This is a genomic window from Humidesulfovibrio mexicanus, assembly GCF_900188225.1.
Lineage (GTDB): Bacteria > Desulfobacterota > Desulfovibrionia > Desulfovibrionales > Desulfovibrionaceae > Humidesulfovibrio > Humidesulfovibrio mexicanus.
Window position 1 is genome coordinate 1 of sequence record NZ_FZOC01000006.1, and the last position, 23,862, is coordinate 23,862.

Genomic DNA, 23,862 nt, shown 5'->3' on the forward strand with positions numbered 1-23,862 from the left:
TTGTACAGACGATGCGGTACGATGCTTTCGGCAACCCCCTTCGGGGGCTTCAGGGGCCTGTGCGGTTCCCTCTTGGCTTTGCGGGCGGGCTGTTTGATGCGGATACGGGCCTGACGCGCTTTGTCTGGCGGGACTATGACGCGGACACGGGCCGCTTCACCGCCCTGGACCCACTGGGCGCAAAGGGCGGCGACAGGGACTGGTACGGGTACTGCGTCGACGACCCTGTGAACCGGGTGGATGTATGGGGGCTGGAAGAGTCTCCCTTCGATTTTGGAGGGGAAGGGCGTACGCCCCTTGATGGTCCGAAGTACGGAAATTATTGCGGGAAGAATTGGACAGGCGGATGGAATCCCGAACAGCACGGGGGTACGCCGGGGCCATTCGCATCCGTGGACAGCGCAGACGAAAAATGTCGCTTCCATGACTTCTGTTACACCGATTGCGCAAGCCAGGGGAATCCTGGTTCGTGCATAAGCACATGCGACGCTAAACTCGTACGAGATCTTAAAACGCTGCCCGAGAATTCCTCTCTGTTGGAACGGCAACCGCCCCCAGGTAAGGAAGACCAGGCTGAAGCAATACGGGACGCAGCAATATGGTGGTTCAAACAGTAAATGTCGTCTATGGACTTCGCAACAGGCTGAGTCTTCTTTTTGCTGGCTCAGCATTCTTGGCTGCTCTCATTCCAATGCATATGCCTTACCAAGTGTTTGGCCTGGGCATGACCGGAACAACAGGAGCTGTTGTGGCAAGGATTCCCTGGGCAGTATGCGTGCTCGCTGCACTTTTGCTGCATAAAGGGGGAACAATACGACCCTGGTGGGTCATGCTGTCCGCTCCTTTAGCCTTCCCGAATGTCCTCGCGTTGGCCATCGCCTCTGTCGCGTGGTCCATAGGCGGCTTCGCGCCGTAGCATACGCGCCAGCCCCGGCCCGGCCTTCGCGTCAGGCCGGGGCCTTTTCATGCTTCACAGCCCTGGACCCGCTGGGCGCAAAGGGCGGCGACAGGGACTGGTACGGGTACTGCGTCGACGACCCGGTGAACCGGGTGGATGCGTGGGGGCTGGAAGAGTCGTGGTGGGACAGTATCGAAACAATCGAGGCCGGCCTGGGCCAGCTCTGGGACAAGGCCCCTGGCGGCATAGGCGAGGCCGTGTCCGAAGGAGCCAAGGGCGCGGGAAAGGCGCTGGGCAAGACGGCGGAAGCGTACGCCACGAATGAGGATTTGCTGGAATACACCGGCATTGCCCTCGGTGCTGGCGCGCTGCCCATTGCCGCTGCAATAGGGATAGAGGCGGCTCCGATTGTCGCTACGACAGTGGCGAAAAATCCGGAGAAGGTCGAGAAGACTTTGGATTTCCTGTCCGGCGCTTTTAATCCGGGGCCGCCGCCAATGACAGAGGCAGGAGGTGCGGGCGGCTTAGGAAGCTGGTTATACAACGAGTGGAGCACAAAATGAGAGTTACGTTGGGGGAGATTTACTGGGGCCAAGCCATCATTTTTGTTGGAGCATTTGAAATTGGTGCAGGCAAGGCGCATTGGCGCGGTTATCCAATACCCTTGTGGACGGCATACATGCTCCTTGCCGTCGGCATCACCATCCCCTTGCTTGCATGGTACTTGAGAAGGCCTTCCACACTATCCAAAGCCGATAACAACTAAAGCGGCAGGGCGACCGTCACGCAGATGGTCGCCCTGCTCTTCGCTTGCGGACGGACCCACTGGGCGCAAAGGGCGGCGACATCCACCCCCGAAGGGACGACTGGTACGGCGACCCGCGTCGATCATCAAGGAATACCGGGCAGGAAAAACGCGCCGGGATCAGCGGGCGCGCAGCTCGGCCAGGAACAGGTCGAGTTCCTTCATGAACTCCGGCAGCAGGTTCTCCTCGCCGCGAATCTTGCGCACGACCTCGCCCTTGCGAAACACGATGCCTGACCCGCGCCCGCCCGCAATGCCGATGTCGGCCTCGCGCGCCTCGCCGGGGCCGTTCACCACGCAGCCCATCACCGCCACCTTGAACACCTCGGGCACGTCGCGCAGGCGCTTCTGCACCTCTTCGGCAAGGGCGATAAGCCCTATCTCCGTGCGGCCGCAGGTGGGGCAGCTGATGACCTCCGGCCCGCGCTGGCGCAGCCCCAGGGAGCGCAAAATCTCGTAGGCCACGCCGATCTCGGCCACGGGGTCGTGGGTAAGCGACACGCGCAAGGTGTCGCCGATGCCCTGGAACAGCAACACGCCCAGGCCCACGGCGCTCTTGACCGCGCCGGGCAGCAGCGTGCCCGCCTCGGTGACGCCGATGTGCAGGGGGTAGTCCACACGGTCGGACAACAGCCGGTAGGCCTCGATGGTGTGCAGCACGCTGGAGGACTTGAGGGAGATCTTGATGTCGTAAAAGCCGCGGCGCTCCAGCATCCCCACATGCCCCAACGCGCTTTCCACCATGGCCTGGGGCGTTGGCCCGCCATAGCGCGCCAGCAGATCCTTTTCCACGGAGCCGCTGTTGACGCCGATGCGGATGGGCGCGGCGCGCTCGGCCGCGGCGCGCACCACTGTGTCCACCTTGGCCTCGCCGCCGATGTTGCCAGGATTGATGCGCAGGCCGTCGATGCCCGCCTCAAGAGCCATGAGGGCCAGGCGATGGTCGAAGTGGATATCCGCGATGAGCGGCACCGGGGACGCCTCGCGGATGGCGGCCAGGGAGGCGGCGGCCTGCTCGTCGGGCACGGCCAGGCGCACGATCTCGCACCCGGCGCGGGCCAGTTCGGCCACCTGGGCCGAGGCCGCGGCCACGTCGCGCGTGTCCACATTGGTCATGCTCTGCACGCGCACGGGGTTGTCCCCGCCCACGCCCACCGTTCCCACCTTGATCGCGCGTGTGTTCTTGCGTTTCAGCATGGGGCGGTCGTACCCCTTTTCGCGGCCACAGCCAAGGGGCATGGACCCAAAACGCGGCGCGCACCGCTTGACGCATGGCCTGGGGCCAGCTTACGTAGGCAGGGTCGCAATCCAGGCGGGCACTCGGCCCAGGGGAGGAACGTCATGGCCAACGGCGCGGGCGCAGCGGGAGGCCGCAGCGCATTTTCCAGGCTGGGACTTCTGGCGCGCTTCAGCCTGCTTCTGGACAAGGCCGACGACCGGCAGATCGACGAGGGTCTGCGCGCCGGGGCGCAGCTCAAAGGGGCCACGCCGTGGATCCTCATGCTGGCCATCTTCGTGGCGTCCATAGGGCTGAACACCAATTCCACGGCGGTCATCATCGGGGCCATGCTCATCTCGCCGCTCATGGGGCCCATCATGGGCATCGGCTACGGGGTGGGCATCTACGACTTCGAGCTGGTGCGGCGCTCCTTCGCGGGGCTTGGCGTGGCAACGGGCATCAGCCTGGCCACCTCGGCCCTGTACTTCTCGCTCTCGCCCCTCACCGGCGAGCAAAGCGAGCTTCTGGCCCGCACCTCGCCCAGCATCTGGGACGTGCAGATCGCGCTTTTCGGCGGCCTGGCGGGCATCATCGGCTCCACCCGCAAGGAAAAGAGCAACGTCATCCCCGGCGTGGCCATCGCCACCGCCCTCATGCCGCCCCTGTGCACGGCGGGCTTCGGCCTGGCCAAGGGCAACTGGGCCTTCTTTTTCGGGGCCTTCTATCTCTTCGCCATCAACAGCGTGTTCATCGCCCTGGCCACCACGGCCATGACCCGCGCCCTGAACCTGCCCCGGCACACCTATGTGGACAAGGCCGTGCAGGCGCGCGTGCGGCGGCTGCTGGTGGCGGTGGCGCTCCTCACGGCGCTGCCCAGCGTGTACCTGGCCTGGCGCATGGTGGGCGAAGAGCTGTTCAGCGCCAAAGCGCGGGCCTTCATCGCCCGCGAATTCGCCTTCCCCGGCACGCATCTGCTGGAGACCAGCGTTTCGCCCAAGACCCGCGAGCTCACCGTGACCCTGGTGGGTGAACCCGTGGCGCAAACCACCCTGCAGGACGTGCGCGCGCGCCTGAGCGAGGCCGGGCTTGCCGGGGCCGCCCTGCGGGTGTTCCAGACCCGCGAGCCCGTGGACGTGCTGGCTTCCCAGGGGGATGACGCAGACAAGGCGACACTCTTGGCCCGCAAGCTCCTGGCCGAGCGCGAGGCCGCGATCACCAGGCTCAAGGGCGAACTCGCCGCGCGCGACGCCCCGTGGCTGGACCACGCGCAGGACATGGCCAGCGAGCTTGCCGCACAGTGGCCGGGCATCAAGGACGTGGTCATCGGCGCGGGAACAACGACGGAGACCGTGGGCGCCCTCGGCGAGGCGGCTGCAACGGCGGCGCACGGGAAGACGAAGCGACCGGCCACGCCTGGCGAGGCTGTCCTCTCTGCCCCGCCAGAGGAACAGAACGCAGCAGCAGAGCAGCCCCCCGGACCGGACACGGCCTTTTTGAGCGCCACCATGACACGCAGGCCTTCCACGGCCGAGCGCAAGCGCATGGAGGCCTGGTTCCAGGCGCGCACCAAGGCCCCGGCCGTGCGGGTGCAGATCGGCGTCGCCCCTCCGCCGCGCAAGGCCAAGCGGGGCTGAGAAGCATCCCGCCCGGTCCGACGCTCCACGCGGCGGCACGGCCGAACGCTTCGTCCAGACGGCGCTTCGGGAGCGGGTCTGCGCCGCCAACTGCGCCAGCCCAAAGAAAAGAGCCAGCGGGTTGCCCCGCCGGCTCCAGAATTACATTTACTCGCGCATGCGCGCAGCGTTACGGAATCAAACGCCCACCAGCCGGATTGGACTGGTTGTGGACAGCGCCTTGCAACGCCGCGGCTAGCCCTTGACCTGCCCCAGCCGCGCCAGGCAGATGGCCGCGGCCTGGGCCACGTTCAGGGAATCGAACTCCCGCCGGAAGGGAATGGACAGGCGCTGCTGGCAATGCCCGGACACCCCGTGCCGCACGCCCTTTTCCTCCCCGCCCATGACCAGCACCGCGGGCAGCCGGATCTCGGCCGCGAACAGGTCCTCGCCTTCGGAATCCGCACAGAGGATGGACAGCCCAGCGTCGGCGCAGGCGTCCAGCGCCTGGCTCATGTTGGTGACGCGGGCCACGGGCAGATGGTGCAGGGCGCCGGCGCTTGCGCGCATGGCCCCGGAGCCGACATAGGCCCCGCCGTGGCGCGGCACGATGAGCCCGGCCGCGCCCAGGGCCCAGGCCGTGCGGGCGATGGCCCCCATGTTGCCGGGATCCTGCACCTGGTCCAAGGCCAGCAGCACGGGCAGAGGCGCATCGGCCACGGCGGCGATGAGCGCGTCCAGGTCGGCGTACTCCACGGCGGCGGTGACGGCCACCACGCCCTGATGCGTGCCGGAATGCAGGCGGCGCAGGAACACGTCATCCACGAAATGGACCTTGACGCGGTTCTCGTCGGCCAAGGCGACGATTTCCTGCACCCTGGCCTCGCGCAGGCCCTTGCGCACGTACACGGCGTCGATACGGCGCGGGGCGGAAAGCAGCAATTCGCGCACGGGATTGCGCCCGGCGGTGACGCTCTTGCCCTCCTCCAGCGCCTCCGGCCCGGAAGACTCGGCCGCCGGGCGCGCCGGGGCCTTGGCCTGCGCGGCGGGGGCGCGACCCTCGCGCCGGGGCGGACGCGCATCGCGGGCGTTTTTGGCGGGCCTGGCCGGGCTGGGGAAGGCCGCTGGCGCCTCGCCAGAAAGATCCACGTCAAGATCGAAGTCGAAATCGTCGACCGGGGCAGGGCGCGGGGCCTTGGACGGGGCCTTGCGCTCGGCCCTGGGCTTGCCGTAGCCGCCGGAAATGCGCGGATCGTCCTCGCGCCGGGCGTGACCGCCCTGGGGCGAGCCTCCCGGCTTGCGGACGCTTTTGCCCGCTCCGGAGCGGCGCTCCTGGCCGCCCTTGCCCGCGGGCTTGCCGCCATTTTTCCCGCCCGGACGGCTGGTGGACCAGCCGGAACCGCCCGTGTTGCCGGATGTGCGCGAGCCCTTGGGACGCGGGGACTTCTTGGAATCTGCCATGGGTTCCTCCCGGAAACTGCAAGCCTGCCGACACGGCTTGCCAGTGGAAACGTTCAGGTGTAGGGTGCGGTGTCTTTTTACGTATCCAACTATCGGCGCACGGGGCTTGGCCGCATTACGGGCGTCCGTCAGTCCCAGGAGTCTCTTCTCCACCCGCGCCGCCGACCGGAGGAACGAATTTTGTTGAAGAAATTGAAACGAATCTCCCTGACCAGCATGGCCGGACTCTGTCTGCTCGGCTCCCTGTGGTCGTGCTCCGCCATGAATATCGACAACGCCGGTCCTGTCAAGGCCCAGCAGCCCGGACCGCAGGCTGAAACGCGCGGCCTTCCGGCCGGACTCCTGGCGGCGCAGACCCGGGGCATCGCCGGTCCCCACGCCCCGGTGCTCGACGACGACATGGACCTGGAGCCCGATCTCTCCGAAGGCCCCCTGACCCCCGGCCAGACCGGAACCCTGCTCGAACCCGAAGTCACCGCGCCCGTTCCCCCCGCCCCGCAGCTCACCGAGGAGCAGCGCCGCATCCTGGCCCAGCAGTCCGGGCTGGAGTTCGACCTGGACCTCTTCGATTCCCAGGAGGTCGAACGCTACTTCGCCTACTTCACCGGTCCGGCCCGCGAAACCTTCGCCCGCTGGCTCAAACGCGCCGAAACGCACCTGCCCCACGTGCGCCAGACCCTGCTCAACCACGGCCTGCCCCAGGATCTGGCCATGCTGCCCTTCGCCGAGTCCGGCTACAACTGCAACGCCTATTCCTGGGCCGGGGCGGGCGGCATGTGGCAGTTCATGCCCGCCACCGGCCGCAAGTTCGGCCTCACCGTGGACTGGTGGATCGACGAGCGCCGCGACCCCCGGCTTTCCACCGAAGCCGCCGCGCGCTACCTGGCCTTCCTGAACGACATGTTCGGCGACTGGCATCTTGCCCTGGCGGCCTACAACGCGGGCGAGGGCAAGATCTCCCGCGCCCTTGAGGTGACCAACGCCGAGGACTTCCTGGATCTGGTGAGCCAGAACGACCGCCTGAACCGCAAGATGCGCCTGAAGCCCGAGACCCAGCACTACGTGCCCAAGTTCATCGCCATCACCAAGATTTTCCAGAACCTTGAGGCCCTCGGCTTCGAACCCGTGCGCTGGGACGCGGCTCCCAGCCTGGAGACCGTGCTGGTGCCCGGCGGCACCGACCTGCTGGCCCTGGCCAAGTCCGGCGGCATGAACTGGGAGGAGTTCCACCAGCTGAACCCGGCCTTCCGCCGCCAGGTAAGCCCCCCGGACCGCAAGGTCGCGGTGAGCATACCCAGAGCCAAAGCCCAGCCGATGCTGGCCTATCTGCAGAATCCCAACGTCCTGCCCCACGCGGGCTTCATCGCCCACACCGTGCGCAAGGGGGACACCCTGCGCTCGCTTTCCAAGCGCTACGGCGTCCCGCAGGAAGTCATCCGCCAGATCAATGACGTGAATTCCGGCACGCTGCAGGCGGGCGAGTGCGTCATGCTGCCCCAAAGCGGCACAGGCGAGAAGGTGCCGGAAAAGGCCTTGGCCAGCAAAACGAGAAAAATCGCCTCGGACCGCGCCAACTACGTGGTGCGCAAGGCGGACACTGCCTGGACCATCAGCAAGCGCTTCAAGATCAGCGTCAAGACCCTGGTGGCCGCCAACGGACTATCCAGCAGCAAGGCCATCAAACCCGGAATGCGCCTGAGCATCCCCGACGCCTCGGAGCAGTCCGCCCAAAAGACCCGCGTGCAGGCCGCCAAGGCCAGGGAGCAGGTCACCCGCTACACCGTGCGCCAGGGCGACACCATCTACAGCCTGTCCCGGCGCTTCGGCGTCACCGCCGACGCCCTCAAGGCCTGGAACAAGATCAAGGGCACCGACCTGCGCGCTGGCGAAAGCCTCAAGGTCTACGCCCAGTAGCCGCGCCCCATCCGCCTCGAAAAGCCCCCTGGAGCGTCTCCGGGGGGCTTTTTTTTCGCGTTCGCCCACGGAAGCGGAAAACCGCGCGGGCGCGCTTGCCGCCGCAGCCGAAGGCAAGCCGTGCGCGCGCCGCCCATGCCCGCAAAGGACGAAGGCACGCTTCCGGAGGGATCAGGGCCTGGCGGCGGCGGACAGCGGCTGGCGCGCGTCGTCCTGAAGCGAAAGCAGGGCTTCCAGCTCCGGGCCGCTCAAGGGCGGATGGAACAGATAGCCCTGCACGGCCTCGCAGCCGATGGCGGCCAGGATCTCCAACTGCTCGCCGGTCTCCACGCCCTCGGCCACAAGGGTCAGGCGCAGACTCTCCGCCAGGGCGGAAATGGCGCCCACCAGGGCGCGGCCGTCCGCGTCGGCGCAGGGCAGGTCGCGCACAAAGGCGCGGTCGATCTTGAGCACGTCCACCGGGAAGCGCTGCAGGTAGGAAAGCGAGCTGTAGCCCGTGCCGAAGTCGTCAATGGCCAGGGACACCCCAAGGGCCTTGAGCCTGCGCATGGCGGCCAGGGCGGCCTCCGGGTCGCCCATGAGGGCCGATTCCGTAAGCTCCAGCTTGAGCAGGGACGAGGGCAGGCCGGACTCCCGCAGCACCTGGCTCACGGTCCCCACAAGGTCCGGCTGGGCGAACTGCCGCGCGGAGAGGTTCACGGACAGGAACATGCGGCGTGCCGCCGGGCTTCTGCGGCGCAGGGCGGCCATTTCCCGGCAGGCCAGGCGCAGCACCTGCCCCCCCAGCGACACGATGAGCCCGGACTCCTCCGCATGGGGGATGAAATGCTTCGGCCCCACCAGCCCCCGCGTGGGGCTGCGCCAGCGCGCCAGGGCCTCCACGCCCAGAATGCTCCCGTCGGACACGGAGACGATGGGCTGGTAGCAGGCCACGAATTCCCCCTGCTCAAGCCCCCGGCGCATGTCGGCGTCCAGGGCCATGAGCTCCTGCGCGCGCAGCAGCATCCCCGGATGGAACAGCCGCATCCTGTCGCGGCCGGACTCCTTGGCGCGGTGCATGGCGAGGTCGGCCTTCTGCAGCACGCTCTCCGCCTCCTCGTCGTCCTCCTCCGGCTCCAGCACTATGCCCGCGCTGGCGGTAAGGCGCAGCTCGCGCCCGCCCACCCGCATGGGCAGGCAGAGTTCCTCGACGGCCAGGCGCAGCAGTTCCTCGGCCTCGTCGCGGCTGTGCGCCCCTTCCACAAGCAGCACAAATTCGTCCCCGCCGAAACGGCACACGCGGCCCTGCCCCTCCAAGGCCGCAGCCAGCCTGCGGGCGGCCTCCACCAGCACAAGGTCGCCAACGGAATGTCCCAGGCTGTCGTTGACCATCTTGAAGCGGTCCAGGTCCACAAAGGCCACGGCCGGCGGCCGCCGCTGCCCCTGGGACCGGCGCACCGCCTCCCGCACCAGCTCCAGGCAACGGGCGCGGTTGGGCAGCCCGGTAAGCGGGTCGTGCAAGGCTTTGAACGACAGCTGGCGCTCCATGCGCTTGCGCGCGGTGATGTCGGCCATGACCAGGATGGCGGCGATGACGCGCCCCTCAGCGTTGCGCACGGGGCTGGCGTTGACCAAAAGCGCGCGCTCAGGGCCTCCATTCAACAAGAATCGCACTTCCAGATCGCGGGTACTTTCGCCGCAGGCCAAGGCCCGCGAGAGCGGCGTCTGTCCCGGCATGACCGTGTTGTCGTTCTCGTCCAGGAAGAGCCAGCAAGGCAGATGCCCGTCCACGGCCATGCCCACAAGCGTCTCGGCCTGCACGCCGAGCATCCTCCCTGCGGCGTCGTTGGCGATGCTCACGCAGCCGGTGGCGGCGTCGCCGATGATGATGCCCCAGGGCGCCTGCTCCAGCGATGCGGCGAACAGGGCGCTGGTGCTCTCCAAATCACGCTCCAGGCGGCGCTTCTCGGTGATGTCGCGGCCGAAGGCGCAGATGTACTCGTCCTCGCCGAAGCGCATGTAAAAGGCCTTGATCTCCTTCAGCACGCGTCTGCGGTCCCGGGCCATCTGCTCGGTCTCAAAACTGTGCGGCCCCTGGCGCACCTGGTGCAGCAGGCGGTACACGCCCTCCGGGCCGTAGCCGGGATCGATGTCGCCGAAGGGCATGTCCAGCAGCTCCTGGCGCGCATAGCCCAGGCTGCGGGCCACAGCCTCGTTGACATAGGCCAGGGTTCCGCCGGGGCGCATGAGGTAGACCTCCTCAACGCCCGCGTCGAGGAAAAATTTGAACCGGGCCAGGTCGCGTTCGGCCTGGCGCGTGGCGGTCACGTCCTGGAACACGCAGACCCCGGCCAGCACCCGGCCCTGGGCGTCGCGCACGGGAGCGGCGTTGGCCAGCACCCAGCGTTCCTCCCCGTCCGGGAACACGAAACGGTATTCCGCCCCCTGCGTCACCTCGCCTTTGTCCAGGGCCAGGAACAGGGGCAGCTCGCTTCCGGGCACATGCCGCCCCATGGGCGTGTACGCGCGCCAGGGGGGATTGCTCCGTATGCTACCGTGCGGGGGAACCGCGTCCAGTTTCAGGATGCCCAAGGCCTGGCCGTTGACCACGGACGGCGTGGCCGGGTCGGCGTAGACGATGGCGATCCCGGAGGGCGACTGGTCGATGGCCGAGGCGAGCAGATCCTGTGTTTTGCGGTGGCGGGCCATTTCCGCCAGCAGGCTGTCGCGCAGCAGGTCGGTTTCGCGGCTGCGGGCCTCGGCCTGGCGGCGGATGCGCCGCGCCCGCGCCAGCACAAGCAGGCTGCCGCCCAAGGCCAGGACGCACAAGGCGGCCGGAATTCCCCAGGGAGGCAGCCGCCAGGGGCCGCGCGCGTTCTTCGTCTCCAGCAGCAGGATGTCCTCTGCGGGCAGGGCCGCCAGCCCGGCATTGACGCGCGCCAACAGACGCTGGTCATCCTTGCGCAGGGCCGCGCGCAGGGCCGCGCCGGGAAAGCGCCGCACCAGGGCGAAGCGCTCCGGCTTGCCCAAAGATTCCAGCCTGCGCCGGAAGGCCATGACCGGAGCCGCGGCCAGCCGCACCTGCCCCAAGGCCAGCGCGGCCGCAAGGGTGGGCAGGTCCGGATGCTCGCGCCGCCGGAGGCCGGGAAAGGCGGTGGCGAGATAGCCGGAAACCGCATCGCCGCGCACCACGCCCACCTCAAGCCCGGAGAGCTCCAGGCGGCTGTTCCCGGCCTCCGCCAGAGTGGCGGCAGTCTCCTCCAGGGCGAAGAGGCCCAGGCCCAGGTCCATGAGCGGCCTGGTCCAGGCAAAGCGTTCCTCCAACCCGGAAACGTCGGACGCGCCAGGCTCTTCCGGTGCCGCGGCGCCTTGCGCTGGCGGATACAGCGGCCCGTCGAGCGACAGCCCGGCATGGATGTCCGCCTGGCCCTGCTCCACCAAAGCCAAGGCCTCCGAGGCGGGCGCGAGCCGGAACTCCACGTCCAGCCCCCCGCGCTCCGCGAACAGCCGCCAGAAATCCGGCAACAGTCCCGCGGCCCGGCCATCGGCATCGCGATAGGAATAGGGGGCTGCGTCCTCCGGGCAGGCAACGACCAAGACGGCGTTGTCCCGCGCCTGGACGGGAGGCGCGGCCCAGAGCAGGATCAGCGCAAGCAAAAGGGCCGCCAGACGGCGGGACGAAAACGCCCCGCCTTCCGCGGCCCCTTCCGGACGCAACAGGGGGAGTGCGCCCATTTCCGGCACTGGCTCTTACTTTGTCGCCTTCACCACATCCGTGGCGGCGTCCTGCAGCAGGTATTGCAACGTGGACGAAAGCACCTTCTGCGCGGCGTCCACATAGGTCAGGCCGAGGTTCTCGCGCTCCCCGGTGTAGATCTGCTCGACGATGAAAACCCCGTCCTTCTCCACCTTCACGCGCAGGCGCAGGCGGGCCTTGGCCATCAGCGCCGTGCCGGTCTCCACGTTGACGGTGTCGAAGGAGCCGGACACCACATAGCCCTTCACGGGCGCCGTATCGGTCTTTTCCCGGTACTTCACGTCGCAGCCACGGGCCTTGAGCTCCTCGAACATGGCCCAGCTCACCCATTCGGACACGTCGTTTTCCGGATAAAACCGCTTGCCCTCGCCCAGCGAACCGATGGTGATGGTGTCGGCGCGCTTGTCCACGAACGGCGACAGGGTAATGGGCGCGGAGCAGGAGGCGGTTCCCTGAGGCGTGGAGGGCTGGTAGCGCAGCGGCACGACGGTGTTTGCGGCGCAGGCGCACAGCAGGGTCAACGCGGCCATGATGCTGGCGAAAAGAATGGTCTTGCGAATGCGGTGCATGAACTTCATGCGAAAATCCCTCCCGAATCTGCGGCTTGCGGGGCGCATCGCCCCGGAACTGGCGGACGATAGGCCAAAACACTGCGCCGCGCAAGCAAGCCGAACGCGACCCCGCCGACCACGCGGTTCTGGACCTGAACGCGCATTTGTGCTGCTGTGGAGCGGTCCGCGCAACGCCGCGCGGAGACAGACAAGGAGCGCCCCATGATCACCCGCCGCACATTCCGCACCCTGGCCGATGCGCTGCTCGTTTCGTTCCTGCTGTGCGTGGCAGCCGCCGGACCGGCCACGGCCGCACAGCCGCGCCAACCCGAGGAAGTGGAGGTGTGCGGCCGCATCGTGTCCGGCATGGACCAGGTGTTCATCAAGGACGGCGAGGAGTACTGGCTGGTGGAGGGCCAGCGCCTGGCCCCTTTCGCGGGCAGAACGGTGCGCGCCAAGGGGCTTGTCATCCGCCGCGACCAGGAGTACCGCACCATTCGCCTGCTTGAGCACAGCATCCAAAGCCCGGACGACGCGTCGCCCTCGGCGGCTCCGGAGCGGAACGCCCCTGCCGGGCAGGCGCGCGGCAAAAGGAAATAGCCCTCCACCCAACAACAAGGACGCATGACCATGCTGGAAACAGCCATCCTGGACGGCGAGGCGGATCCTCCGGACGCTGGGGCCGCGGCCCGCGAAGGCGGCGCCGAGCCCGAAGAGCCCCCCTCACCCGAAGTCCCCCCCCTGCTCCCCGATCCCCACTTTCCCGACGCACCCGAACCGCTTGCCCGCTTCCTGTCCCGGCATTTTCCCGGCGCCACCCAGCGCGAATGGAACGACTGGCGCTGGCAGATCGCCAACCGCATCGCCGATGCCGAAACCGCCGCGCGCCTGTGGCGACTCTCGGACGACGAACGCGCCGCCCTGGCCCGGCCCCGCGCCACCCTGCCCCTGGCCGTGACCCCCTACTACGCCCGGCTTGTGGACCCCTGTGATCCCGCGCAGCCCCTGCGGCGCACGGTGCTGCCCGCAACGGCCGAAGACCTGCGCGCCCCGGGCGAGGCCGACGACCCCCTGGCCGAGGACGCCTGCTCGCCCGTGCCCGGTCTGGTGCACCGCTACCCCAACCGGGTGCTGTTTTTGGCCACGGGCTTCTGCTCCACCTACTGCCGCTACTGCACGCGCTCGCGCCAGGTGGGCGCGGCGTGCGCCGCCACAACGCGCGGCGGCGCGGCGGCCGGGCCGGAAGGCCTGCGCAGGCGCTGGCAGGCCTGCCTGGACTACATCGCCCGCACGCCCCAGGTGGCGGACGTGCTTCTCTCAGGCGGCGACCCGCTGACCCTGCCCGACGCCGCGCTGGACTGGCTGCTCACGCGGTTGCGGGCCATTCGCCATGTGGAGATCGTGCGCATCGGCACCAAGGTTCCGGCCGTGCTGCCCATGCGCGTCACCAAACACCTGGCGCGGATGCTCAAAAAGCACCACCCGCTATGGATGAGCCTGCACTTCGCCCACCCGCGGGAGCTCACCGCCGACACGCGCCAGGCCTGCGCCATCCTGGCCGATGCGGGCATTCCGCTGGGCAGCCAGACCGTGCTGCTGGCGGGCGTCAACGACACGCCGCAGGCCCTGGGCGGCCTGTTCCAAGGCCTGCTGTCCCTGCGGGTGCGGCCGTACTACCTGTACCAGTGCGATCCCATCAGCGGCTCCGCCCACTTCCGCACACCGGTGGCGCGCGGCGTGGAGATCCTGCGCGCCCTGCGCGGGCGCCTGTCCGGCTACGCCATGCCAACCTTCGTCATCGACGCGCCCGGCGGCGGAGGCAAGATTCCCCTGGCGCCCGAGTACACCCTGGGCTATTCTGGCGATGATCTGGTCCTTCACAACTACGCGGGCGGCCTGTACCGCTACCCGGACCGCGCAGGCGCGGCGCTGGCGGCAAGGCCCCGCACGGGAGGCGCGGCATGAAGGTGGGACTGGTGTACGACCTGCGCTCCGAATACCTCGCGGCGGGCTTCAGCGAGGAGCAGACCGCAGAACTGGACCATGAGGAGACCATCGAGGCCCTGCGCCTGGGCCTCACCGCCCTGGGCTTCGAGGTGGAGGCCGTGGGCTCGGCCCGCGCCCTGGCCGGGGCCCTGGCCCACGGCAGGCGCTGGGACTTCGTCTTCAACATCGCGGAAGGGCTTTTCGGCTCCGGCAGGGAAGCGCTGGCCCCGGCGCTGCTCGACGCTTGGCGCATTCCCTACACCTTCTCCGACCCGCTGGTGATGGCCCTGTGCCTGGACAAGGCCATGTGCAAGCGCGTGGTGCGCGACCTTGGCCTGCCCACCCCGGACTTCGCCCTGGTGCGTTCCGAGAAGGACCTGGCCGAGCTGCGCCTGGGCTACCCCGTGTTCGCCAAGCCCGTGGCCGAGGGCACGGGCAAGGGGGTGAGCGCAGCCTCCCGCGCGGGGGACAGGAAGGAGCTGGCGGCGGTGTGCCGAACGCTCCTCAAGCGTTTTCACCAGCCCGTGCTGGTGGAGGCGTACCTGCCCGGCCGCGAGTTCACCGTGGGCGTGGTGGGCACCGGGGAACTGGCCCGGCCGCTGGGGGTGATGGAAGTGGTCCTGCGCGGCGGGGCCGAGCCGGGGGCGTACTCTTACAGCAACAAGGCCAACTTCGAAAGCGTGGTGGACTATCTGCCCGCCGTGGGGCCGGAGGCCGAAGAGGCCGCCCAGCTGGCCCTGGACGTGTGGCGGGGCTTAGGCTGCCGCGACGGGGGCCGGGTGGACATCCGCCAGGACGGACAGGGCCGGGCGCAGTTCATGGAGGTCAACCCGCTCGCCGGGCTGAACCCGAACATCTCCGACCTGCCCATTTTGTGCCGCATGAACGGGGTGAGCTACCAGGACCTGCTGCGCATGATCGTGCAGTCGGCCCTGGAACGCCTGCCGCTGGACCCTGACCGCGAGCGGCCTCTGCGCGGCTGAGACGCCATTCACGCGCGGCTTGCCAAGCGCGGCGCAAGCGGGTACTTTTATGGCTTGACCGCAAAAGCCGCCGCCTGGGCGCTGCGCCGCCGCGCGCCGCGCCCCGGCGAAAAACAACACCGCGCCGCCACAACGGCGCACACGGAGAGAACATGAGCGAAAAGGCCCCTGAAAGCTACCAGCTGGTCCTCATCGACGGCAAGAAGGAGGAGGTGCTGTTCTCCTCATCCATCCTGCTGGATGTGGAGCTCAAACGCGAACAGCACATCCGCTCCATCACCACCGGACACGTGGAGATCCGCAAGGCCTAACCACTGGCGTGCGGCCCTTCCGGCGGCGGTGCCCTCCCGCCGCCGCCGGAAGGGCGCGGATATTGCATCCTTATCGCGCGGAGGCCCCATGACCAAGGCGCAACAGAACCGCGGCAGCGCCCGCGCGCATCACCACACGAGACCCGGCGCGGGCTTCACCCTCATCGAGGTCATCGTCGTCATCCTGATCATCGGCATCCTCTCGGCGGTGATGGTCTCCAAGGGGGGGCTCATGGGCGCGGATCTCCCCGCCCGCACGAGCGAGGTGCGCGCGCAGTTGCGCTATTTACAGCTTACAGCCATGAAAAACGGGACCAGCAACCTCGCCCTTACGTGCGACGGCGCCGACTACTGGGCCTTCAACACCGCCAGTCCCGGCACCAAGCTGCCCCTGCCGGGCGAGACAGCGCGGACCGTCTCCCTTGCGGACAAAAAAATGACCATGAGCGCCTTCACCATTTCCTTCGACGCCTTCGGCATCCCCTACAGCGGCGACGTTCCGGTGAAGCTCTCCAGCGCCGCGGCCATAACCATCGGCGCGGGCGGGCAAAGCGGCCAGCTCACGGTGACGCCGGAAACGGGCTTCGCGCCCTAGGAGAATCGCTCCATGACCAACAGGCGCGCGCACGGCTTCACCATGGTGGAGGTCATCGTCATCATCGTGGTGGCGGGCTTTCTGGGCGTGCTGACGTTGAACCTCATGGGCACGCAGATGCTGCGCAGCGCTTCGCCCCTCAAGACCACGGCGGACACGGCACGGGCCGAGACCGCCATGGAGGCCGTGGTGGCCTACTACACCCAGGCGGTGAACAGCGGCACCTCCGGCGCGCTGGACGCGGTGCAGGCCCAGTACCCGGACAACGCCACCTTCACGGCCACGCGCGGAACCTTCAACGGGGTGGACGCCCTCACCGTCACCGTCACCGAGGGCGGCGTGAGCCTGACCAACATCCTCACCCAGGCGCGCACCAGCAGCGCCGACAACGCCACCAACTTCTAGGCGGGCCGCCATGCGCGCAGAACACGGATTCACCCTCATCGAGCTCATCGCCGTGGCGGTGCTGCTGGGGTTTGTGGCCGTGTTCGCGGGGCTGTTCGTCAGCACGGGGGCGCGCGGCACCCTCGCCGCCCGCCAGGCCGAGGAAAACGCGCAAAAAGGCCAGATCGCCCTGGCGCGCATCGCCCTGGAACTGCGCGACGCAAGCGGCGGCCCGTCCGGCGGCGCGCCGCTGGTCAGCGCCACAAGCATCCAGTACACCACAAGCCAGGCCCTGCTGCCCGGCGAGCGCACCCTGGCCTTTGACGCGGGCGGCGCACGCCTGACCCTGACCCCGCAAAGCGGCGGCACGGCGCAGACCCTGGTGGACGGCGTCACCGCCTGCACCATGGGCTTCAGCGGCACCGGGGCGGACCACAACGTGGTCTTCACCGTCAGCTTCACCTTGAACGGCATGGCCCAGCCCTTCAGCATCACGGTGAAGCCGAGAAACGCCGTCAGCACCCCGGTCGGCAGCTAGGAGGCACCATGCGGCACCACACGCGGCACACCACTCTTCGCCCCCGTCAGGGCGGCAGCATCGTGGTCTACCTGATCATCGCCCTGGCGGCCTTCGGCGTGCTGGCCATGGCCGGGGGAACGCGCTTCGGCTCCGCGGTGACCAGCGTGTTCTCGCCCAATTGCGCCACCAACGCCCGGTACATGGCTGAAAGCGGCCTGCGCTACGCCATGGCGCGCCTGCGCGACTGCGCCGACGAAGCCTGCGTCACAAGCGCGGTGTCCGCCATGAACGGCCAAAGCTACACGGTTGACGCGGGCAAGGGCCTCAGCTTCTCGCTCGCCGTGACCTACGACGCCGGGACCAAGACCGCCCAGGTCACCAGCACGGGCAACGGCTGCACCAACATCACCGGCGTCACGGCAAGCTCGGCCTCAAGCGTGTATCTCTCCAAAATCGCCGGAACCAGCGGCGACATCGACTTTTCCGACCTGGGCGACGACTTCACCATCACCACGCCCACGGGCGGCTCAAGCCCCATCAGCGTGGACGCCACGGGCAAGCTGGTGTTTTTGGGCGTCCTCGGCGACACCTACAACTCCGCCGCCATCTGGTACACCAGCAACAACACCTACTGCACCGAGGGCGTGTGCACCATGGACTACGGCCTGCGGGCCTACTTCGAGGCCCAGTGGGACACCGCCTCCGTGGCCGACGGCATCGTCTTCGGCATCAAGAGCGCGCTGACCAACGTCGCCCTCTCCGCGGGCGGCGACCCCTACAAGGACATGGGCGAGGTCATGGGCTGGGCCGGGCCCGGGCCGCAAAGCCTGGGCTACGACGGCATCAAGCCGCCAAAGATCGGCCTGGAGCTGGACACCTGGCGCAACAACGACGGCTCCACCATCTACAACGCCGACAGCCGCGCGGACAAAAACTACTACAACTCCAGCACCGGCAACCGCGACTCCGACCACATGGCCTACGTGTTCTGGGGCAGCACCAGTTCCGTGCGGGTGTGGGACGGCTGGGGGCGCTTCTGGACAGCCACCTACGACGACAACCGCCACGCGGAGTCCTTCACCGACAACGACGCGGGAGACGACGGCAGCACCGAGCCCAGGAGCTACCACGATTTGGACGGCAGCGGCGACGGGCGCTGGGGCTACTATTACAAGAAGACCGACCGCACCTGGCTGCGCAACGGCACCAAGTACCTCGTGCGCTTCGAACTCTCGCGCCTGCCAAGCTACCCGAACGCCCAGGGCAACTACCCCTATCTGCTCAAGACTTGGGTGCGCACCGGCACGCAAACCGCCGACTACAGCAACGTCAACGCCGACTACACGGCCGGGCCGCCGGACATGTACCGGGCCATCTTCCTCTCCCCGGCCATGCACGCCAACCTGTCCAAGATCATGCTCGGCTTCACCGAGGCCACAGGCTCGCGCACGCAGAAGGTCACGGTGTCCGGGCTCAAGGCCTCCTTCCGGCAAACCCAGGAAACGCCCGTCATGCCCACGGACCATGTGGCCTACTTCCCCATGAGCGAAGGCAGCGGCACGACCCTCTCCGACGCCAACGGCACCACGGCCACCCTGTACAACGGCCCGACATGGCTCACAGGCTGCGCAAAGTGCCCGGCCCTCAACTTCGACGGGAACAACGACGTGGCGTTCGCCCCTTCCTCGCCCGCCACGGCCCCCGGCGAAAGCGGAACCGTCAGCGCCTGGTATTCCATCCCCACACTGCCGGGCGCCTACGCCGGGCTTGTGCACAAGGGAGAGCGGGACGATTTCCACGACGAGTCCTATTCCCTGCAAATGTACGGTTACGGCGTCATGGCCCTGGTGGTGCGGCAAAGCAATTCCCGCACGGTCATGGTGCAAACAAACGTCACCGCCGGAACGGGCTGGCACCATGTGGCCGCCACCTGGACCCCCAGCGAGCTGCTCATCTACATCGACGGCGAGCTCAAGGGCCGCACCGAAAACACCAACGGCTACGCCGCGCGCGCCTCTTCGGGCGGTCTGGTCATCGGCGCGCAGGCCTTCGACACCGCGGACGAATCAGCAGACTACGTCTTCAAGGGCCGTCTGTCCCGGGTGGCCATCTACAACCGCGCCCTCAGCCCCCTTGAAGTGGCCAGAATGGCCGTGGCTCCCTAGCGCCGCCACGGAAGGAGCGACAATGCAGCCACTCCGCATAAAGCCCGCCGTCCTGGCCGCCCTGTGTCTGGCGGCGGTGTTCGCCGCCCCGGCCCTGGCGGCCAAGGCCAACCCCGACGGCACCGTGGCGCCGGTAGCCGAAGCCGAACAAACGACGGCCAAGACGGGCAAGGATACACAAGAGCCGCGAAATCCGGCCCACCCGTCCATCCCCGACCCGGCCGCGGCCCTCAAGAAGGCCATGAAGGCCCAGGGCGACATCTCCCCGCACACGGTCCGCGCCATGCAGCACGACCCCAAGGCCATGGAAGCCATCGGCCGCGCCCCGGCCAAGGGGCAACAAGGGCAAGGCGCGGCTTCCGGAAGCGGCGGCAAGACCATCTACGGCGACATCATCATCCACAGGTAGCCCATGCCCCGCTCGCCCTGCCACGACCGCCCGGACCTGCCCCTGGGGCATGTCAGCATCGGCGACTGCGCCTTCGCGCCTCGGCCCATGCTGCTCACCACGGTGCTGGGCAGTTGCGTGTGCGCCACCTTCCACCATCCGGGCAGGCGCGCGGGCGGCATGTTCCACGCCATGCTGCCGGACCGTGGAATGCGCAAAAACACGGAGCGCACCCCGGTCTGCACCTTCGCCGACCTGGCCGTGGAGGCCATGGTGGAGCGCTTTCGCGCAGCGGGAATGGCCCCGGACGAGCTGGTGGTGAAACTTTTCGGCGGGGCCAACACCATGGAGGCCGCCGGGCGTTCGGAACTGAACGACATGCTGGACGTGGGAGCCAAGAACGTGCGCACGGCCCTGGCCGCCCTGGCCGCTCACGGGCTTGCCCCGACGGTCAGCGACGTGCTGGGCCCCCATGGCCGCAAGCTGTATTTCGCCACGGCCACGGGCGAGGTGTGGCTGAGCTACCTGACCCCGGAGCTGGCCCGCAAATACCTGGCGGAGCGCAAGCGGTGCTGAGGCGAGCGGCCCTGGCGGCAGCGCTGGCGAGCTGCCTTTTCGGCGGGCTGGTGCCCGTGCACGCCGCCCGCGCCGCAAGCGCCGCCCCTGTCCAGGCCGTCCAGGAGCTTGCCCGCCAGCCCCACGACCCCGCAGCCTTCACCCAGGGCCTGGCCTTCGATCGGGGCCAGCTCGTCGAAAGCACCGGCCTCTACGGCCAGTCCAGCCTGCGCCGGGTCGCCCCGGCCACGGGCCGCGTGCTTGCGCGGCACAAACTGCCGCCAGAGCTCTTCGGCGAAGGCCTGACCCTGTGCCCCGGCACGCCCCGGCGGCTCTGCCAGCTCACCTGGCGCGAGGGGCTTATTCTGACCTACGACGCCGACAGTCTCGGGCCGCTCTCCCGCCACGCCCTGCGCGGCCAGGGCTGGGGCTTGGCCTGGCAGGGCGATGCATTGGCCCTGAGCGACGGTTCGGCCACCCTGCGCTTCCTGGACGCGCGCAGCCTGGCCGAAACCGGCCGCACCCTGGCCGTACGCGACGGCGGCAGGCCCGTGCCCCGGCTGAACGAGCTGGAATGGGTCAACGGCTGGCTTCTGGCCAATGTCTGGCTCAAGGACCGCATCGCGGTCATCCGGCCGGACACGGGCCAGGTGGCCCTGTGGCTGGACCTTTCGGCCCTGCGCCGCGCGCTGTCTCCCGGGGCCGAGGCCGCCAACGGCATCGCCTTCGACCCGGACGGCGACGGGGGACGCGGGGCGCTCTACCTCACGGGCAAACGCTGGGACACGATGTTCGTGGCGCGGCTGCCGGAACTCCTCACACGGCCGCCCGCCCCCCGGCCGTGAAGCGGTGGCGCAGCATGAGCCACGCGCCAAGCAGAATCATGGGCAGGCACAACAGCTGCCCCATGCTGAGGAAATCAAAGGCCACGAACCCCAGCTGGGCGTCCGGCTGGCGGAAGAACTCCACAAAAAAACGCGCCAGGCCGTAGCCCAGCAGAAACAGACCGCCCACGGCCCCGCGCGGCCTTGGCTTCAGGGCATACACCCAAAGCACGGCGAAAAGGACCAGCCCCTCCAGGGCGGCCTCGTAGAGCTGCGAGGGGTGCCGGGGCAGCGGCCCGCCCGTGGGAAACACCATGGCCCAGGGCACGTCGGTCACCCGGCCCCAAAGCTCGCCGTTGATGAAGTTGCCCATGCGCCCGGCAAAGAGTCCCGGCGGCACCAGCGGAGCGATGAGGTCGCCCACCTCCAGCAGCCCCTTGCCGATGCTTCTGCCGTACAGCCAGCACACCAGCACCACCCCGGCCACGCCGCCGTGGAAGCTCATGCCGCCGCGCCAGATGGACGCAATCTCCAACGGGTTGGCCAGGTAGTAGGCGGGGTCATAAAAGATGACGTAGCCAAGCCTGCCGCCCAGCACCACGCCCGCCACCAACCAGGTGATGAGGTCGTCCACATGGACCGCGGTCCAGCCCGAACCGGGGCGCGCTGCCCGCACGCGTCCCAGCCACCAGGCCAGGGCGAAGCCCACCGCGTACATGAGCCCGTACCAACGGGCGGCCACCGGGCCAATCTGCACGGCCACGGGATCGAAAACGGGATAGGTGAGCATGGTCTCTCCGGACCGCTGGCGCGCGGCGCGTTTGTTTCCTGTTTCAAATTGCGCTATGTTGGCGCCTGGGCCGCCTGGCGGCCTGACGCGGCCTGGCGGAACGCCGGACAAGGTCCGTTTTTTTAGCCTCCGCGTCAACCCCCACCCCCGGCGCGCCGGGGCCAGAGGCGGCACGGCCATGCAGCAGAAGGACCTCAAGGAACGCGGCGTTCCGCAGGAGGAGATGGACATTCTGGAGATGCCCGTGGAGGCCCTGGCCGCCTACTGGCTGTCCATCAAGAAGCTGCTCGACGCCAAGCGCGACAAGGCGCTTCTGGCCGCGGAGCTGGAGAATACCGGCGAACGCTACATCCGCCACCTGCTGGACGCGGCCCTTTCCGGCCTGGACCGCGACACGCTGCGGGGGCTGGCCCGCGCCAAGGCGGCCACGCTGCTGGCCGAGGCCCGCCGCCGCTTCGACATGATGCGCCTGGGGCTCATGGGCGTTGCCCTGGGCGAAAACCCGCGCCTCACCTTCATCCGCCTCTCCGCCCTCATGACGCCCCCGGCCCTGGGGGAAAAGCGCGCCTTCGAGCTGGCCCACGGCCTCATGGCCACGGTGGGCGAGAAGGACGCGGACCTGCGCGTGCTGCTCTCCGCCGACCACAAGCAGAAGGACGACCGGCTGGTCGTGAAGCTGCTCTTCTATGCCCTGGCCGCGCGCAGGAACGGCAGGCAGTCCCTGCACGAGCATTTGCCGCACCTGCGGCCCGGCCCCTTTGCCGATGGGCTCTCCCTCGCCGCCGACGGCTTCGAGGCCGAGTTCGTGTCCCGGCACATGCTGGCCCTGCGCGACCAGGCCATGGCCGGGGCCGGGCGCAAAATGCGCATGGCCGCGGAAATGTGCCTGGCCATCAAGGCCGGCCTGTCCTACGACGACGTGTTCCGGGTGGCGCGCTCGTTCATGGCCTAGCCGTGGCGTTGCAAGATGATGTTCGCTCCCGTCTCGGTTCTGGCGATTGGCGGCCGAGTGGACACGGCCGCGGCACGACCGCATCTTTCCCCCACGCGGGGCTGGACAGTTGACACGGCGCGCAAAAGGCGTATGTAGAAATCAAGTCCCAAGTCCTTCAACCAATCCAGGGAGGGCACGCCAATGGACCAGTCAGCTTCGTGATCGTCTGGGGAAGGCCAGCCGCCACCCAACCGGCCGGGGGCGATCGCAACCGGCCAGGGCGACCCGAAACCGGAAGACGAGCCTGCGTGACGGGATCCCCGAAAGGGGGAAAAAAGCCCGCAAGACAGGCCGGGAACGCCCCGAAAAAACGCAGCGCGGCAGCCGAACGTACGGAAGATGTTCACCAAGTCGCCCCTTTTGGAGTCCAGGGGCCGCGCGAGATAACCACCACCGCGCCGAGGAACCCGGCGCATCTGCACAGGCAGAGGTGGACACGTCGGCGCTTTAAGGCCGAAAACCCCGCGACAGGTCTGCAAAGGCGCACACAAACAGCCCGGACCGCATAGGCGAACGGGCAGGGCACATCCCCACCGCGGCGCCGCGACGGAAGCGGAAGAAACGTGGAGAAAGGTCGCTGAGACGACCCCCGGAATCGCGGGGGCGCGAGGAAGAACAAAAAAGCATCACAAAGGCCGCTCCGGGCAACCGGGGCGGCCTTCTTTTTTGCGGCGCAAAGCCTACTTGAAGCGGAACAGCACGAATTCCGACTGCCGGAGCGAGCCGTCCCCGTCCGTGTCGGCTTGCAGGTACGCCTCGCGATGCTTCTGGTTCAGGTAGTCCTCAAGGTCCTTATGGCTCACATAGCCGTCGCCGTTCCGGTCCAGATCGCTGGCCTTGATCGTGCCGAAGCCCTCCAGCCCGTGGATGCCCGCACGGGTCAGCTCCTCCTGGGTCACCATGCCGTCGCCGTCGCGGTCCACGTCCTTGATGGCGAAGGGCTGGGCCTCCTCCTTCTTCTTTCGCGCGTAGGCCATGATCTCCTCCACGCTCACGCGGCCGCTCTTGTCGGCGTCCACCTCGTGGAAGGCGGGCAGCACGGCGGCCGGGCCTGTGGTGGCGGCCGTCTGGGCCAGGGCCGTGGCGCCAAACAACAGGGCGGCCAAAAGCGTCAAGCCGTGCACGGACGTGGACGCGGCGGATGCGGTGCGGGGCATGGGCTGTCTCCCT

Annotated in this window: 22 protein-coding genes; 16 read left to right on the forward strand and 6 right to left on the reverse strand. The window is 68.3% G+C overall.

The window, feature by feature from the left end; genetic code table 11:
- The first annotated feature begins 11 nt into the window (after window positions 1-11).
- Together CHB73_RS12300 and CHB73_RS12305 are read left to right on the forward strand one after the other, a co-directional pair.
- A complete protein-coding gene (locus CHB73_RS12300) occupies window positions 12-617 on the forward strand; it encodes an RHS repeat-associated core domain-containing protein (RefSeq protein WP_089275070.1) in 606 nt (201 codons plus the stop codon).
- A gap of 424 nt (window positions 618-1,041) precedes the next feature.
- Window positions 1,042-1,461 (forward strand): hypothetical protein, encoded by a 420-nt coding sequence (locus CHB73_RS12305; RefSeq protein ID WP_179217030.1) that lies wholly within the window; start codon window positions 1,042-1,044, stop codon window positions 1,459-1,461.
- A gap of 362 nt (window positions 1,462-1,823) precedes the next feature.
- Here CHB73_RS12305 and ispG read toward each other — a convergent pair whose 3' ends face one another.
- Window positions 1,824-2,900, reverse strand: coding sequence for a flavodoxin-dependent (E)-4-hydroxy-3-methylbut-2-enyl-diphosphate synthase (gene ispG, locus CHB73_RS12310; protein ID WP_089274901.1), 1,077 nt, complete (start codon window positions 2,898-2,900; stop codon window positions 1,824-1,826).
- Window positions 2,901-3,044: 144 nt separating this feature from the next.
- Here ispG and CHB73_RS12315 point away from each other — a divergent pair, with 144 nt between their 5' ends.
- The gene (locus CHB73_RS12315; RefSeq protein WP_089274902.1) at window positions 3,045-4,556 is read left to right on the forward strand and encodes a DUF389 domain-containing protein; all 1,512 of its coding nucleotides are present in this window, start codon (window positions 3,045-3,047) and stop codon (window positions 4,554-4,556) included.
- A gap of 234 nt (window positions 4,557-4,790) precedes the next feature.
- On the opposite strand, the gene rlmB is transcribed toward CHB73_RS12315, so the two are convergent.
- Window positions 4,791-5,996, reverse strand: a complete 1,206-nt coding sequence (rlmB, locus tag CHB73_RS12320; RefSeq protein ID WP_089274903.1) for a 23S rRNA (guanosine(2251)-2'-O)-methyltransferase RlmB — start codon at window positions 5,994-5,996, stop codon at window positions 4,791-4,793.
- A gap of 192 nt (window positions 5,997-6,188) precedes the next feature.
- Here rlmB and CHB73_RS12325 point away from each other — a divergent pair, with 192 nt between their 5' ends.
- Entirely contained in the window at window positions 6,189-7,910 is a 1,722-nt protein-coding gene (locus tag CHB73_RS12325; protein WP_179217032.1) for a lytic transglycosylase domain-containing protein, read from the forward strand.
- 171 nt (window positions 7,911-8,081) lie between these two features.
- Here the strand turns inward: CHB73_RS12325 and CHB73_RS17250 are convergent, their stop codons facing one another.
- Both CHB73_RS17250 and CHB73_RS12335 read right to left on the reverse strand, forming a co-directional pair.
- On the reverse strand, window positions 8,082-11,624 hold the full coding sequence (locus CHB73_RS17250; protein WP_089274905.1) for an EAL domain-containing protein: 3,543 nt from the start codon (window positions 11,622-11,624) through the stop codon (window positions 8,082-8,084).
- Window positions 11,625-11,639: 15 nt separating this feature from the next.
- Window positions 11,640-12,224: a YajG family lipoprotein gene (locus CHB73_RS12335; RefSeq protein ID WP_089274906.1), complete on the reverse strand. Its 585-nt coding sequence runs from the start codon at window positions 12,222-12,224 to the stop codon at window positions 11,640-11,642.
- A gap of 195 nt (window positions 12,225-12,419) precedes the next feature.
- Between CHB73_RS12335 and CHB73_RS12340 the strand changes: the two genes are divergently transcribed.
- From CHB73_RS12340 to CHB73_RS12385, 11 genes are all read left to right on the forward strand, one after another.
- Window positions 12,420-12,797 carry a hypothetical protein gene (locus tag CHB73_RS12340; RefSeq protein ID WP_089274907.1) on the forward strand — a complete coding sequence of 126 codons (378 nt, stop codon included), beginning with the start codon at window positions 12,420-12,422 and terminating at the stop codon, window positions 12,795-12,797.
- Window positions 12,798-12,827: 30 nt separating this feature from the next.
- Window positions 12,828-14,162, forward strand: a complete 1,335-nt coding sequence (locus tag CHB73_RS12345; protein ID WP_218819421.1) for a KamA family radical SAM protein — start codon at window positions 12,828-12,830, stop codon at window positions 14,160-14,162.
- Window positions 14,159-15,166 carry a D-alanine--D-alanine ligase family protein gene (locus CHB73_RS12350; protein WP_089274909.1) on the forward strand — a complete coding sequence of 336 codons (1,008 nt, stop codon included), beginning with the start codon at window positions 14,159-14,161 and terminating at the stop codon, window positions 15,164-15,166. The genes CHB73_RS12345 and CHB73_RS12350 overlap by 4 nt, the downstream gene beginning before the upstream one ends.
- Window positions 15,167-15,318: 152 nt before the next feature.
- On the forward strand, window positions 15,319-15,477 hold the full coding sequence (locus CHB73_RS16880) for a hypothetical protein (RefSeq protein ID WP_179217033.1): 159 nt from the start codon (window positions 15,319-15,321) through the stop codon (window positions 15,475-15,477).
- 88 nt (window positions 15,478-15,565) lie between these two features.
- Entirely contained in the window at window positions 15,566-16,072 is a 507-nt protein-coding gene (locus CHB73_RS12355) for a prepilin-type N-terminal cleavage/methylation domain-containing protein (protein WP_179217034.1), read from the forward strand.
- 12 nt (window positions 16,073-16,084) lie between these two features.
- A complete protein-coding gene (locus CHB73_RS12360; protein WP_089274911.1) occupies window positions 16,085-16,477 on the forward strand; it encodes a prepilin-type N-terminal cleavage/methylation domain-containing protein in 393 nt (130 codons plus the stop codon).
- A 10-nt stretch (window positions 16,478-16,487) separates the two neighbouring features.
- Window positions 16,488-16,994, forward strand: a complete 507-nt coding sequence (locus tag CHB73_RS12365) for a type II secretion system protein (protein WP_089274912.1) — start codon at window positions 16,488-16,490, stop codon at window positions 16,992-16,994.
- 8 nt (window positions 16,995-17,002) lie between these two features.
- Complete coding sequence (locus CHB73_RS17255; RefSeq protein ID WP_089274913.1) at window positions 17,003-19,141, forward strand: LamG domain-containing protein; 2,139 nt, start codon at window positions 17,003-17,005, stop codon at window positions 19,139-19,141.
- A 22-nt stretch (window positions 19,142-19,163) separates the two neighbouring features.
- Window positions 19,164-19,550 carry a hypothetical protein gene (locus CHB73_RS12375; protein WP_089274914.1) on the forward strand — a complete coding sequence of 129 codons (387 nt, stop codon included), beginning with the start codon at window positions 19,164-19,166 and terminating at the stop codon, window positions 19,548-19,550.
- Window positions 19,551-19,553: 3 nt separating this feature from the next.
- Window positions 19,554-20,105, forward strand: coding sequence for a chemotaxis protein CheD (locus tag CHB73_RS12380; protein ID WP_089274915.1), 552 nt, complete (start codon window positions 19,554-19,556; stop codon window positions 20,103-20,105).
- A complete protein-coding gene (locus CHB73_RS12385) occupies window positions 20,099-20,929 on the forward strand; it encodes a glutaminyl-peptide cyclotransferase (protein ID WP_089274916.1) in 831 nt (276 codons plus the stop codon). Before CHB73_RS12380 ends, CHB73_RS12385 begins: the two co-directional genes overlap by 7 nt.
- On the opposite strand, the gene lgt is transcribed toward CHB73_RS12385, so the two are convergent.
- Complete coding sequence (gene lgt / locus CHB73_RS12390) at window positions 20,901-21,698, reverse strand: prolipoprotein diacylglyceryl transferase (protein ID WP_089274917.1); 798 nt, start codon at window positions 21,696-21,698, stop codon at window positions 20,901-20,903. The genes CHB73_RS12385 and lgt overlap by 29 nt on opposite strands.
- A gap of 178 nt (window positions 21,699-21,876) precedes the next feature.
- Here lgt and CHB73_RS12395 point away from each other — a divergent pair, with 178 nt between their 5' ends.
- On the forward strand, window positions 21,877-22,650 hold the full coding sequence (locus tag CHB73_RS12395) for a hypothetical protein (protein ID WP_089274918.1): 774 nt from the start codon (window positions 21,877-21,879) through the stop codon (window positions 22,648-22,650).
- Window positions 22,651-23,372: 722 nt separating this feature from the next.
- On the opposite strand, the gene CHB73_RS12400 is transcribed toward CHB73_RS12395, so the two are convergent.
- On the reverse strand, window positions 23,373-23,849 hold the full coding sequence (locus tag CHB73_RS12400; protein ID WP_089274919.1) for an EF-hand domain-containing protein: 477 nt from the start codon (window positions 23,847-23,849) through the stop codon (window positions 23,373-23,375).
- Window positions 23,850-23,862 lie beyond the last annotated feature (13 nt).